The 240-nt window shown below is 65.8% G+C and carries 1 pseudogene; it reads left to right on the forward strand.

Annotated features, from left to right (window positions below):
* A pseudogene (locus SB751_RS34785) lies at positions 1-240 on the forward strand (DNA topoisomerase IV subunit A); the annotation flags it as partial.

Raw genomic sequence — 240 nt, forward strand, 5'->3', positions numbered from 1 at the left:
CCCAAGGTCAAGAGCGGCAAGAAGAGCCTGACGCCCGAGCAGACGCAGGCCAAGGCCGTGATGCTGAACCTGCTGGATGCGGTGCGCGACGAGTCCGGCAAAGACGCCGCCGTGCGCCTGGTGTTCGAACCCAAGACCTCGCGCGTCGACCGCGACGAGTTCGTCAACACGCTGCTGGCGCAGACCAGCATGGAAAGCAGCGCCTCGGTCAACCTGGTCTGCATTGGCACCGACGGCCGT

Origin of the sequence: Cupriavidus sp. SIMBA_020 (genome assembly GCF_046535395.1) — a bacterium.
Lineage (GTDB): Bacteria > Pseudomonadota > Gammaproteobacteria > Burkholderiales > Burkholderiaceae > Cupriavidus > Cupriavidus campinensis.